This is a genomic window from Microbacterium sp. LWH13-1.2, from assembly GCF_038397735.1.
In the GTDB taxonomy this organism is placed as follows: Bacteria; Actinomycetota; Actinomycetes; order Actinomycetales; family Microbacteriaceae; genus Microbacterium.
Genome location: NZ_CP151635.1, coordinates 2,197,019 through 2,209,256 on the forward strand (window position 1 = coordinate 2,197,019; position 12,238 = coordinate 2,209,256).

A 12,238-nucleotide genomic window follows, 5' to 3' on the forward strand; every position below is an offset into this window, starting at 1 on the left:
GCGGCGCGGGCTGACTTCGGTCGCCCGCGCCGCTTCTGCTTTTCCCACACACCGTCTGGAGAGCCATGCAGGATGCGCTGCGGATCACCGCGAGCTCGATCGACCCGGGGCTGCTCGCCCTCCCCTGGTCGACGACACTGGCCAAGTGGCCGTCCGAGCAGATCGTGTCGCTGCCGAAGGGCCTCTCCCGCCACCTCGTGCGGTTCGCCGATCTCTCCGGCCGCGTCGTCGCCGTCAAGGAGACGACCGATGAGATGGCGAAGCGCGAGTACGAGATGCTCGGCAACCTCGCACGCCTCGACATCCCCTGCGTCGACCGTGTCGCGGTGATCGCAGGACGAACGGATGCCGCGGGTGAACCGCTTCCCGCCGCGCTCGTGACGTCGCATCTGCGGTTCTCGATGCCGTACCGTGCCCTCTTCACCCGAGTCCTGCGCCCCGACACCGCCACCCGCCTCGTCGACGCCCTCGCGGTGCTGCTCGTGCGCCTGCACAACGTCGGCTTCTACTGGGGCGACGTGTCGCTGTCGAACACCCTCTTCCGGCGTGACGCCGGCGCCTACGCCGCGTACCTCGTCGACGCCGAGACCGGCGAGCTGCACGAGGAGGGCCTGACCGACGGCCAGCGCGCCTACGACCTCGACCTCGCCCGCACGAACATCGCCGGCGAGATCATGGACCTCGCCGCGGGCGGCCGGCTCGAGCACGGTGTCGACGCGATCGCGATCGCCGACGGCATCGTCTCGTCCTACCGCTCACTGTGGGCGGAGCTCACGGTGCAGGAATCCTTCGCGTCGGCGGAGACCTGGCGCATCACCGAGCGCGTCGAGCGTCTCAACGCGCTCGGATTCGACATCGACGAGATGTCGATGTCGACGACTGCCGACGGCACGGTCGTCGAGATCCAGCCGAAGGTCGTGGATGCCGGGCACCACCAGCGCCGGCTCATCCGCCTGACCGGACTCGATGTCGAGGAGAACCAGGCGCGACGCCTGCTCAACGACCTCGATGAGTTCCGCGCCCGATCGACCAAGCAGTGGGCCGACGAGGAGATGTACGCGCACGAGTGGCTGACCCGCGTGTTCGAGCCCGTCGTGCGCGCGATCCCGTGGGAGTTGCGCGCCAAGCTCGAACCCGCCGAGGTGTTCCACCAGGTGCTCGAGCACCGCTGGTACCTGTCGCAGGCGCAGGGACGCTCCGTGCCTCTTGCGGAAGTGCTGACGAGCTACATCAACGAGGTGCTACGGCACCGCCGCGACGAGGCGACCATCATGGGTCCTCCCACCGAGACCATGAGCCTGCCGGTGATCACCGGATCGAATCCCGTCACCGATGACGACGACGAGATCGACTGGCGCGACCTGGTCTGAGCGTGCTCTGCGCGGTTCAGTACCCGACGGTGAAACGCCCGCGACGGTGTGCGCCGCGCTCGACCTCATCGACCACCGCGATCGCGAAGTCGGCGCCCGAGATGAACGACTTGCCGTCGGCATCCCGCACGAGCACGTCGCCGCCGTCGCGGTAGTGACCGGTGCGCTCCCCCTCGGCCCAGGGTCCGAAGACCTCGGCAGGGTGGATGAAGAACCAGTCGAGCGACTCGTCGGTCGACTCGAGCAGCGCGAGAGAGTCGATGCCGACCTGCGCCTCGTGCTTGTACTCCTCGGGGAAGTCGAGGTCGAAGAGCCGAGGGCCGCCGGGGGCGACGAGGCTGCCGCCGGCTCCGCCGACCACGCCGATGCGGGTCTTCGTGCCGCTCAACTTCTCGACGAGGCCGCCGAGCGCGTCGAGCACCGAGTCCTCCATGTCGCCACGGGGAGACAGCGCCGACACGACAGCGTCCGCACCGTCGAAGACGTCGCCCAGGCTCGCGAGGTCGAGCACGGAACCCTGCACGTTCCGTGCGCCCTCCACGGGGTTCGACGGCTCCGAGCGCGAGACCGAGACGACCTCGTGGCCGCGGCTCACCGCCTCCGAGACGATGTGGCGTCCGGCGTAGCCGGTTCCTCCGAGGACGACGATGCGAGCCATGTGCTTCTCCCCTACTTCTTCGCGTTGCGGATCGACGAGACCTGGTAGAGCGCGACGGACGTCGCGATGCCGGCGTTGAGCGACTCGGTCACGGCCGAGATCGGGATCGAGACGATCTGGTCGCACGTCTCGGCGACCAGACGCGACAGGCCCTTGCCCTCGGAGCCCGTGACGATCACGACGGGGCGATCGGCGAGCTGGAGTTCGGGCAGCAGCACGTCGCCGTCGCCGTCGAGGCCGAGCACGAAGACGCCCTGTTTCTTGAACTCCTTGAGCTGCGTGGTCAGGTTCGTCGCGAGAGCGACGGGCACGCGCGCGGCGGCACCGGCGCTGGTCTTCCACGCCGCCGAGTTCACACCCGCCGAACGGCGCTGCGGCAGGATGATGCCGTGGCCGCCGAACGCGCCGGTCGAACGGATGATCGCGCCGAGGTTGCGGGGATCCGTGATGCCGTCGAGGGCGACGAACAGCGGAACCTCGCCCTTGTCGATGACGGCTTCGAGCAGGTCCTGCGGGTGCGCGTACTCGTACGGCGGCACCTTGACGGCGACGCCCTGGTGCACGCCGTCGAAGCCGGCCATGCGGTCGAGCTCCTGACGTGTCACCTCGAGAACCGGGATGCCGCGGTTCGTGGCGATCGACAGCATCTCCTTGACGCGGTCGTCCATCTCGACGCGCTGCGCGATGTAGAACGCCGACGCAGGGATCTTCGCGCGCAGGGCCTCGAGCACCGAGTTGCGGCCGGTGACGACCTCGACCTCGGTGGTGTTGTCCTTCGAGCGTGCCGAGCGGTTCGGGTTGCCGCCGGACGTCTGACGCTGCCCCGGCTTGCCCTTTCCGCCCGATGCCGCGTAGCGCTCGGCCGCGGCCTTGCGCTTGCCGGCGGGGTGCCAGGCGCGATCTTCCGCCTTCGGCGTCGGTCCGCGGCCTTCGAGCGAGCTGCGGCCCTTGCCGCCGGAGCCCTTGGTGGGACCCTTCTTGCCCTTGCCTGCCGAGGGATTGCCCTGCTTAGCCATCGATACTCCAATGAGTTCCGGCCGGAGAGTCCTCCAGCGTGATTCCTGCCGCGGCGATCGCATCACGGATGCGATCGGCCGCCGCCCAGTCCTTGTCAGCGCGCGCCTGCGCACGCTGGGTGATCATCGTCTGCACGAGCGCGTCGAGGGCGGATGCCGTGGCATCTCCGCCCTGCACGCCGCCGACGAGGTCGAATCCGAGCACGTCGAGCATCGCGAGCACCTCGTGCCTCGCCGTCGCCGCTGCGTCGGTGTCGCCGGCATCGAGCGCCGCATTCCCTGCGCGCACGGTGTCGTGCACGACGCCGAGGGCCTGCGGGATGCCGAGGTCGTCATCCATCGCCGCGCCGAAGGCATCGGGCAGCGGGGTCGGCTCCGCCCACCCGAACGTCTTCGGGAGAGTGCGCTCCGCGCGCTCCACGAAAGTCCGGATGCGGCCGAGCGCGGCCTCCGCCTCGGCCCACGACGACTCCGTCAGGTCGAGGCTCGAGCGGTAGTGCGCGGCGGCCAGTGCATAGCGGACCACGAGCGGATCGTGCTCTTCCAGCACATCGCTCGCGAGCGTGAAGTTGCCGAGGGACTTCGACATCTTCTGCCCGCCCACGGTCACGAGGCCGTTGTGCACCCAGTACCGCGCGAAGCCGTCGCCGGCCGCAGTCGACTGGGCGAGCTCGTTCTCGTGATGCGGGAAGCGCAGGTCGAGGCCGCCGCCGTGGATGTCGAACTCCGCGCCGAGGTACCGCTTCGACATCGCCGAGCACTCGATGTGCCAGCCGGGGCGCCCTGAACCCCACGGCGACTGCCATGTGGCATCCGCCTGCTCGTCGCGCTTCGCGCCCTTCCACAGCGCGAAGTCCTGGGGGTTGCGCTTGCCTCGGGGGTCGGCATCCTCCGCCGCCTCCATGGCATCGACCGACTGGTTCGTGAGCGACCCGTACTCCGCCCAGGAGCGCACGTCGAAGTAGACGTCGCCAGAGCCATCGGGTGCCGGGTACGCGTGACCGCGTTCGATGAGGGTCGCGATGATCTCCTGCATCTGCGGAACGGAGGCGGTCGCGCGGGGCTCGTAGGTCGGCGGAAGGATGCCGACTCCGGCGTATGCCGCTGTGAACTCCTGCTCCATGCGGTACGCCAGCGCCCACCAGGGCTCGACGTCGGTCGCGTTCGCGAGCACCTTGTCGTCGATGTCGGTGACGTTGCGCACGAAGGTGACGCGCCCGTATCGGTGCGTCAGCCAGCGGCGCAGGAGGTCGAAGCTCAGAGCCGCGCGGACGTGCCCGATGTGGGGGCCCGACTGCACCGTGGGTCCGCAGACGTACATCGTGATGTTCTCGGAGTCGAGAGGCACGAAGTCGCGCAGCTGCTGTGCGCGGGTGTCGTAGAGGCGGAGAGTCACCGCACAAGCTTACCGGGCCGCCGATTCCGAAGACTGGGTGCGGTTTCGGGCGCGCTCCGAGTCGGACTCGCGTGGTTCAGTCGACGGGGAAGACCTGCCCGGTCTGCACCCCGAGCACGCTCTTCGCGTATGCCTGTCCGACTCGATGCGACGACACGGGCACGAAACCGGGGAAGGACGAGTGATACGAGGGCGCGTCCGCCAGCACGGAGGGGCTCACGGCGTTGATGCGGATGCCGCGAGGCAGCTCGGTGGCGGCGGCGAGCACGAACGACTCGACGGCGCCGTTGACGAGCGACGCGGCGGCACCGGTGGCGATGGGCTCGCGCGCGAGGATGCCGGAGGTGAGGGTGATCGAGCCGCCGTCGCGCACGTACGGCGTGCCGATGCGCACGACGTCGAGCTGTGACAGCACCTTGCCGCGGAACGCCGACTCGTAGTCTCCGCGGCCGAGCTCGCCGAGCGGGCGGAACGGCACCTCGCCGACCGCGACGATCACGGCGTCGACCTGCCCGACGGAGGCGAAGAGGCGCTCGACGGACGCTGAGTCGGTGACGTCGACCGACGGTTCGCTGCTGCGCGACGCCGCGACGACCTCGTGTCCCGTCAGGGCGTCGACGGCCGTGCGACCCACCTGTCCGGTGGCTCCGATGATCAGGACCTTCATGATGCCTCCTCCTCTTCGTCGCGCGAAGACCGCACGACGCTCTCCGACAACGAGCGTGGATGCCGGCGCATTCCCGTGCTCGCGATGCACCGCGTCAGCGCGGGTACACCATCGCGACCGCGGTGACGGCGATCCCCTCACCGCGTCCGGGGAACCCGAGTCCGTCCGTGGTCGTCGCAGTGACCGTCACGGGCGCCCCGCCCAGCGCCGCCGACAGCGCACGCTCGGCCTCCGCTCGGCGGGCGCTGAACCGAGGACGATTGCCCTGGAACTGCGCAGAGACGTTCCCGATCGCGAATCCCGCCTCCTCCAGCAGCTCTCTGGTGCGCGCGAGGAAGACCGCGGCGTGCGCGCCGGCGTACTCAGCGTGGGCTGTTCCGAAGTGCTCGCCGATATCGCCGAGGCCCGCGGCACCCAGCAGGGCATCCACGATCGCGTGCGCTACGGCGTCGCCGTCGGAGTGCCCGGACAGCGCCGGCTCCCCCGGCCACTCGAGGCCCGCCAGCCACAGATCGCCGTCGCCGCCGAAGGCGTGCACGTCCGTCCCGAGCCCGACTCGAGGTCCGCTCCACGAGACCGGGGCAGCGGCGGGAGCCTCTGCCGGAGCCGCGGCGGCTGCGGTGAGCAGGTGACGCGCCCGCTCGAGGTCGGCTGCGGTGGTGATCTTGAATCCGCGCGCAGACCCTGGGATCTGACGGACATCGTGTCCCGCGGCCGCGTAGAGTGCGGCATCGTCGGTGTACTCGACACCGGACGAGAGCGCGGCCTCGTATGCGGCCTCGAGCAGCGCGCGCGGGAAGCCCTGCGGCGTCTGCGCCGCGGCGAGCTCCGAGCGGTCGATCGGTCCGACGACAGCGTCGCCGTCGACGCGCTTCAACGTATCGACGACAGGAAGCGTCGGGAGGATGCCGATCTCACCGTCGATGGCCGTGGCGACCGCGTCGATCACCTCGGGAGGAGTCAGCGCGCGCGCCGCGTCGTGCACCAGCACGCGCGTGACATCTCCCCAGAGCGCATCGAGGCCGGCCGCCACCGATCGCTGGCGGGTGTCACCACCGGTGACGACTCGGGCCAGATCGATCCGGTCACCCGCTGCGGCGCGCAGCTCCGTCTCGGCGTCGCCCTCGAATCCCGAGGGTGCGACGACGATCACCTGGGCGGGGGCTGCGGCGAAGACGGCGTCGAGTGCGTGGCGGAGGATCGAATGGCTGTCGATGCCAACGAACGCCTTGGGCGCGCCGGCATCCAGTCGCGTACCGGAGCCGGCGGCGACGACGATGATCGCGGTGTCAGGAACGGGAAGCATGCTCACCCGGTTCACGTTACCGGCGCGCACGAAAAAAGGCGGATGCCGAAGCATCCGCCTTGTCTCGATCAGCTCAGGACGCGAGGACTTCGTCGAGCAGCGCGCTCGCCTTGTCTTCGTCGGTCTTCTCTGCGAGAGCCAGCTCGGAGATGAGGATCTGACGTGCCTTCGCCAGCATCCGCTTCTCACCGGCCGACAGACCGCGGTCCTGATCACGACGCCACAGGTCGCGCACGACCTCGCTCACCTTGATCACGTCGCCGGAGGCGAGCTTCTCGAGGTTCGCCTTGTAACGGCGCGACCAGTTCGTGGGCTCTTCGGTGAACGGAGCGCGGAGCACCTCGAACACATGGTCGAGCCCCTCACGGCCGATCACGTCGCGGACCCCGACAAGATCGACGTTCTCCGCGGGCACCTCGATGATGAGGTCTCCCTGCGTGACGTTGAGCTTCAGGTATTTCTTCGCCTCACCCTTGATGACGCGCTCCTTGACCTCGATGATGGTCGCAGCGCCATGGTGCGGATAGACGACAGTTTCGCCAACCTCAAAAAGCATAAAAACTTGTCCTTTCGGCAACCTCAAGGATACCACAGCAGACATGCGCTAAGGTTCGCGCCCCCACGTCCTCGGGCGCACCCTCGCTTGCGCATAGAATGGGATGCGGATATCCCGTCGGACCTCAGGAGGACCCGTGAAATCGCGCCTTGTCGCGTCTGCCGCCATCAGCGCCCTCGTTCTTCTCGGCGCGACGGGCTGCACGTTCATCACGCCACAGTCGACCAAGATCGAGTACTCGGGCTCGGACGGCGTCAACGTCTCCGACTCCGACGGACCGATCGACGTGCGCAACGCCTTCGTCGTCGCGAACGAAGACGGCTCGGTGGGCAACTTCATCGGCGCGGTCGTCAACCCGACCACCGAGAAGGCCACGCTCACGATGACCGTCGCGGGCCTCGACCCGTTCACCGTCACGGTTCCCGCGGGCAAGACCGTCAGCTTCGGCGCCGATGAGGAGCCGCTGCGCATCGACGGCCTCGACACGAAGCCCGGCGCCACGATCGAGATCCACTTCCAGTCCGGAGACGGCGCAGGCACCAAGACCGAGGTCCCCGTGCTCGACGGCTCTCTGCCGTACTACGCCGATCTCGTGCCCGCCGCGGAAGAGCCCACGCCGACGCCGGTCCCGACCGATACGGCGGCACCGGCTCCGCAGGAGTGATCCGCACCACGATGTGACAGAAGAGGCCGGCACCCCGAGGGGTTCCGGCCTCTTCTGCAGTCCGGGCGACGCGTGCGGGCTCAGCCCTCGAAGCGGTAGCCCAGTCCGCGAACGGTGACGAGCATGACGGGCTCCCCCGGGTTCTCCTCGATGCGGGAGCGGATGCGCTTGATGTGCACGTCGAGCGTCTTGGTGTCGCCGAAGTAGTCGCTGCCCCAGACGCGGTCGATGAGCTGCCCACGGGTGAGCACGCGACCGGAGTTGCGCATCAGCACCTCGAGGAGCTCGAATTCCTTCAGCGGCATGTTGATCTGCTGGCCGGCGACCGACACGGTGTGCCGGTCGATGTCGAGCGAGACGCGTCCGCCGTCGAGCACCCGCTCGTCGAGCTCGTTCTCGGCCTGCACCACGCGGCGCAGCACCGCCCGCATGCGGGCGAGCAGCTCACGCGACGAATAGGGCTTGGTGACGTAGTCGTCGGCGCCGAGCTCGAGCCCGACGACGATGTCCACCTCCGAGTCCTTGGCCGTGACCATGATGATCGGCACGGCTGAGGTGGAGCGGATCTGCCGGCACACCTCGGTGCCCGGCATCCCCGGCAGCATGAGATCGAGGAGCACGACGTCGGCGCCGCGCTCACGGAATGCGGTCAGAGCGCCGGGGCCGTCCTCGGCGATCTCGACCTCGTACCCCTCGCGTCGCAGCAGATACGCAAGAGGGTCGGCGAGATCGGGCTCGTCTTCGACGAGAAGGATGCGGGTCATGCGTTCTCTCCGTTTCGGACGCGAGTCGCGGCCTTCGCCGCCTTGCGCTCGCGCTTCTTCTTGTTCTTCTTGTCCGTGTCGATCCTCGGGGGAGCATCGATCCTCGGGAGCCTGATGGTGAAAGTCGATCCGCGTCCGGGGCGCGACCAGAGCCGCACCTCGCCGCCGTGCCTCTGCGTCGCGTGCTTGACGATCGAGAGACCGAGGCCCGTGCCGCCCGTGCGACGCGATCGAGCCTCATCTGCGCGGTAGAAGCGCTCGAAGATGCGCTCGCGGTCGCCCTCCGCTATCCCGATGCCCTGATCGGAGACGGCGATCTCGACGACGCCTTCGTCTGCCTTCACACCGATGCCGACCCGGGAGCCCTTCGGCGAATACGCGATCGCGTTGGCGATGAGGTTGCCGAACGCCTCGATCAGGATCTGCGAGTCGCCACGCACCCACACTCCCCTGTCGCCGCCGCGCGCGATCTCGACTCCCGCCGAGTCCGCCTGCACGACGTGCGCCTCGAGCGCTGTGGCGAGCACTTCGTCGATCGCGACGGGTCGCACATCAGACAGCGCGTCCTCGGCCTGCAGCCTCGACAGGCTCATGATGCGACCGGTGAGCTGACCGAGACGCGCGGCCTCCGCCGAGATCCTGGTGGCGAAGTGACGCACCTGCGCGGGGTCGTCCGCCGCCGACTCGATGGCCTCGGCGAGCAGCGTGACCGCACCGACCGGCGTCTTCAGCTCATGGCTGGTGTTCGCCACGAAGTCGCGGCGCATCTGGTCCAGGCGCTCCTGCTCGGTCACGTCGCGGATGATCAGCAGTGTCATCCGCGGGCTGATCACGCTCGCGCGGGCCGAGACCAGACGCGGGTCGAGGCTGAGGCCACCGCGCGTCAGTCGCATGGACTCGGAGGCCGAGCCGCCCTCGTTCCGACCGCCGCGCACCAGCTGACGCAGCTCGGGGTTCTCGAGCGGAGCGCCGACCTCGATTCCGAAGCGCGTCGCCGCTTTCGACACCGCGAGCACGAGTCCGGACGAATCGACCACACAGGCCGCGTCGTCCATGCTGCCGAGCACCGCGGTGACCCCCTCCGGCACCGAGAGCGATGTCTCCTCGGCGACCCTCGCCCGTGCGCGGTACGCCCATGCCACGAGGAGGGAGAGGCCGACGCCGATCACGAGGCCGACGGCCAACGCGAGCAGCGCGATCTGCGGCAAGGTCATACCCCCAGCGTAGAGTGCGTTCACCCGCGTATCGGCGGGTTCACCCGCGCCGGCGGCAAGGCGAGAAGTACTATTCACGTGCTGGGCACCGTTCGTTAACCTTCGGAGCAGACAATCGCTTTCGGGCCTGTGCGGGAGCGCTGAGCTCTCCTCTCGCGCGAACGGCCCGGCCGTCTCGCGTTGACACCACAGCCGAGACCCGAACGAAAGGTTGCGCCGACATGCGCGAAGTCTTCCATCAGTCCCTCGAGGACCTGCAGTCCCAGCTCGTGGAGATCGCCGACCTCGTCACGGTCTCCATCGACAAGGCGACCCGCTCGTTCGCGACCAGCGATGTCGAGCTCGCCGAAGAGGTCATCGCCGACGACGCCAAGATCGACGCGCTGGCCGTGGCCCTCGATGAGCAGGCCATCGAGATCCTCGCCCGTCAGCAGCCGGTCGCGCGCGACCTGCGTGTCGTCGTCACGGCTCTGCGCGTCAGCGCCTCGCTCGAGCGCATGGGCGACATGTCCGAGCACATCGCCCAGCTCGCGCGCCTGCGCTTCCCCGAGCGCGCGATCCCGAAGGGCCTCAAGGGCACCTTCACGAAGATGGGCGAGCTGGACGTCGAGATCTCGCGCACGCTGTCCGAGCTGCTGCGGACGCAGGACCTGAAGCTGGCGGACACCATCCGCAACACCGATGACGACATCGACGAGCTGCACGCCAGCGTCTTCGAGAAAGTCCTCAGCGACAACTGGAAGGGTGAGGCCACCGCAACCGTCGATGCCACGCTCGCCAGTCGCTACCACGAGCGCTTCGCCGACCACGCGGTCGCCGTCGCGAAGAAGGTCATCTACCTGGCGACCGGCGACTGGCGCATCGAAGAAGAGGACATCGCGCTCGCGATCGAGCAGCAGCAGGAGCTCGGCCACGCCTGAGGCACACGAGACCCACGAAAGGGGGCGGATGCTGACAGCATCCGCCCCCTTTCGTCTGCGGTGTTACTTCTTTCCCTGCGCGGCGACCGCTGCGGCACCGGCGGCGGCGGCCTCGGGGTCGAGGTAGCGGCCGGGGCCCGTGGGGACGTTGTTCTCATCGAGCTCGTACACCAGCGGGATGCCGGTGGGGATGTTCAGCTCGGCGATGTCGTCGTCGCTGATGCCCTCGAGGTGCTTCACGAGACCGCGGAGCGAGTTGCCGTGGGCGGTGACGAGGACGGTCTTGCCGGCTTCGAGGTCGGGGACGATCGCGTCGTTCCAGTACGGCAGCAGGCGGTCGATCACGAGCTTCAGCGACTCGGTGCGCGGCACCTCTCCGTCGATGTCGGCGTAGCGGACGTCGCCCACCTGGCTGAACTCGCTCTCGTCGTCGAGCAGGGGCGGCGGCACGTCGAACGAGCGACGCCACAGCTGGAACTGCTCGGGGCCGAACTCCTCGAGGGTCTGCGCCTTGTCCTTACCCTGCAGGGCGCCGTAGTGACGCTCGTTCAGACGCCACGAACGCGTCACAGGGATCCACAGGCGGTCTGCGGCATCGAGGGCGATGTTGGCGGTCTGGATGGCGCGGCTCAGCAACGAGGTGTGCAGCACGTCCGGCAGGATGCCGGCCTCGGCCAGCAGCTCGCCGCCTCGGCGGGCCTCGTTCTTACCCTGCTCGTTCAGGCGGACGTCCACCCAGCCGGTGAAGAGGTTCAGTTCGTTCCACTCGCTCCGGCCGTGACGGAGAAGGATCAGGGTGCGGTTCGCAGTCATGCGCCCCAGTTTATCGGCGCAGGGCGACGCGTCCACGCCCCGGCCCTGCGAGGATTGACGCATGGCGTCATCTCCTCTCGGTCGGCCGACCCGCGGCACCACCGGGACGAACAGGTTGCGACGCAACGACAGATGGATCGCGGCGAGTGCGGCCTTCCGGCGCGCCGCTGATCCGCTGGTCATCGACCTCGGCTACGGGGCGAGCGGGGTGACCGCGTTCGAGCTGGCGACCCGTCTGCAGCGCGTGCGGGCGGATGCCGAGGTGCATGGCCTCGAGATCGACCCTGTCAGGGTCGCGACGGCGACTCGGCAGCTCGGTGAGGTGCAGGCGGGGAACACCTCCTTCTCCCCCGACCTGCGGGTGTCCTTCGCTCGCGGCGGGTTCGAGGTGCCGCTGCCTGCCGGACGTCGCCCCGCGGTGATCCGCGCGATGAACGTGCTCCGCCAGTACGACGAGGCCGATGTGCCGGGAGCCTGGCGCACGATGGCCGGGCGCCTCGACGCGGACGGTCTGCTCGTCGAAGGCACCTGCGACGAGATCGGTCGGGTGTCGAGCTGGATCGACGTCGACCCGGCAGGCGCACCGCAGCGATTGACGATCTCGCTGCGACTGGCCGATCTCGAGCATCCGAGCATCGTCGCCGAACGGCTGCCGAAGGCGCTGATCCATCGCAACGTCCCCGGCGAACGGGTGCACGCGCTGCTCGTCGACCTCGACCGAGAATGGGACAGAGCCGCACCACTGTCGACGTTCGGGGCGACCCAGCGATTCCTCGCGGCCGTCGGAGCATTGCGCGAGCAGGGCTGGCCGGTGCTCGGGGGCAGAAGCCGATGGCGCCTGGGCGAGCTCACCCTCCCGTGGGAGGCTGTCGCACCGCGTGCGTGATTCGCGCG

The 12,238-nt window shown here is 68.9% G+C and carries 13 protein-coding genes; 4 read left to right on the plus strand and 9 right to left on the minus strand.

Translation table 11 applies throughout. The annotated features are described in order from the left end of the window. The first annotated feature begins 65 nt into the window (after positions 1–65). Positions 66–1,370 carry a DUF4032 domain-containing protein gene (locus tag MRBLWH13_RS10515; protein WP_341954968.1) on the plus strand — a complete coding sequence of 435 codons (1,305 nt, stop codon included), beginning with the start codon at positions 66–68 and terminating at the stop codon, positions 1,368–1,370. Positions 1,371–1,386: 16 nt separating this feature from the next. Here the strand turns inward: MRBLWH13_RS10515 and MRBLWH13_RS10520 are convergent, their stop codons facing one another. From MRBLWH13_RS10520 to MRBLWH13_RS10545, 6 genes are all read right to left on the minus strand, one after another. Beyond that, a complete protein-coding gene (locus MRBLWH13_RS10520) occupies positions 1,387–2,028 on the minus strand; it encodes an NAD(P)H-binding protein (RefSeq protein WP_341954970.1) in 642 nt (213 codons plus the stop codon). A gap of 11 nt (positions 2,029–2,039) precedes the next feature. Beyond that, positions 2,040–3,044 (minus strand): 23S rRNA (guanosine(2251)-2'-O)-methyltransferase RlmB, encoded by a 1,005-nt coding sequence (gene rlmB, locus MRBLWH13_RS10525; RefSeq protein WP_210098596.1) that lies wholly within the window; start codon positions 3,042–3,044, stop codon positions 2,040–2,042. Beyond that, positions 3,037–4,440: a cysteine--tRNA ligase gene (gene cysS, locus MRBLWH13_RS10530; RefSeq protein WP_341954974.1), complete on the minus strand. Its 1,404-nt coding sequence runs from the start codon at positions 4,438–4,440 to the stop codon at positions 3,037–3,039. The genes rlmB and cysS overlap by 8 nt, the downstream gene beginning before the upstream one ends. Before the next feature lie 76 nt (positions 4,441–4,516). Beyond that, on the minus strand, positions 4,517–5,107 hold the full coding sequence (locus MRBLWH13_RS10535; RefSeq protein ID WP_341954976.1) for a short chain dehydrogenase: 591 nt from the start codon (positions 5,105–5,107) through the stop codon (positions 4,517–4,519). Between the two features lie 94 nt (positions 5,108–5,201). Continuing rightward, positions 5,202–6,419 (minus strand): 2-C-methyl-D-erythritol 4-phosphate cytidylyltransferase, encoded by a 1,218-nt coding sequence (ispD, locus tag MRBLWH13_RS10540; RefSeq protein ID WP_341954978.1) that lies wholly within the window; start codon positions 6,417–6,419, stop codon positions 5,202–5,204. 67 nt (positions 6,420–6,486) lie between these two features. After that, complete coding sequence (locus MRBLWH13_RS10545; protein WP_056513806.1) at positions 6,487–6,969, minus strand: CarD family transcriptional regulator; 483 nt, start codon at positions 6,967–6,969, stop codon at positions 6,487–6,489. Between the two features lie 136 nt (positions 6,970–7,105). Here MRBLWH13_RS10545 and MRBLWH13_RS10550 point away from each other — a divergent pair, with 136 nt between their 5' ends. After that, a complete protein-coding gene (locus MRBLWH13_RS10550) occupies positions 7,106–7,633 on the plus strand; it encodes a DNA modification methylase (protein ID WP_341954982.1) in 528 nt (175 codons plus the stop codon). An 80-nt stretch (positions 7,634–7,713) separates the two neighbouring features. On the opposite strand, the gene MRBLWH13_RS10555 is transcribed toward MRBLWH13_RS10550, so the two are convergent. Both MRBLWH13_RS10555 and MRBLWH13_RS10560 read right to left on the minus strand, forming a co-directional pair. Then, positions 7,714–8,397 carry a response regulator transcription factor gene (locus MRBLWH13_RS10555; RefSeq protein WP_056312600.1) on the minus strand — a complete coding sequence of 228 codons (684 nt, stop codon included), beginning with the start codon at positions 8,395–8,397 and terminating at the stop codon, positions 7,714–7,716. Continuing rightward, a complete protein-coding gene (locus MRBLWH13_RS10560; protein WP_341954986.1) occupies positions 8,394–9,611 on the minus strand; it encodes an ATP-binding protein in 1,218 nt (405 codons plus the stop codon). Before MRBLWH13_RS10560 ends, MRBLWH13_RS10555 begins: the two co-directional genes overlap by 4 nt. Before the next feature lie 221 nt (positions 9,612–9,832). On the opposite strand from MRBLWH13_RS10560, the gene phoU reads away from it, so the two are divergent. Continuing rightward, on the plus strand, positions 9,833–10,531 hold the full coding sequence (gene phoU, locus MRBLWH13_RS10565) for a phosphate signaling complex protein PhoU (RefSeq protein WP_056513816.1): 699 nt from the start codon (positions 9,833–9,835) through the stop codon (positions 10,529–10,531). Between the two features lie 63 nt (positions 10,532–10,594). Here phoU and MRBLWH13_RS10570 read toward each other — a convergent pair whose 3' ends face one another. Then, a complete protein-coding gene (locus MRBLWH13_RS10570; RefSeq protein ID WP_056513819.1) occupies positions 10,595–11,344 on the minus strand; it encodes a phosphoglyceromutase in 750 nt (249 codons plus the stop codon). A 61-nt stretch (positions 11,345–11,405) separates the two neighbouring features. Between MRBLWH13_RS10570 and MRBLWH13_RS10575 the strand changes: the two genes are divergently transcribed. Continuing rightward, positions 11,406–12,230, plus strand: a complete 825-nt coding sequence (locus tag MRBLWH13_RS10575) for a class I SAM-dependent methyltransferase (RefSeq protein ID WP_341954991.1) — start codon at positions 11,406–11,408, stop codon at positions 12,228–12,230. Positions 12,231–12,238 lie beyond the last annotated feature (8 nt).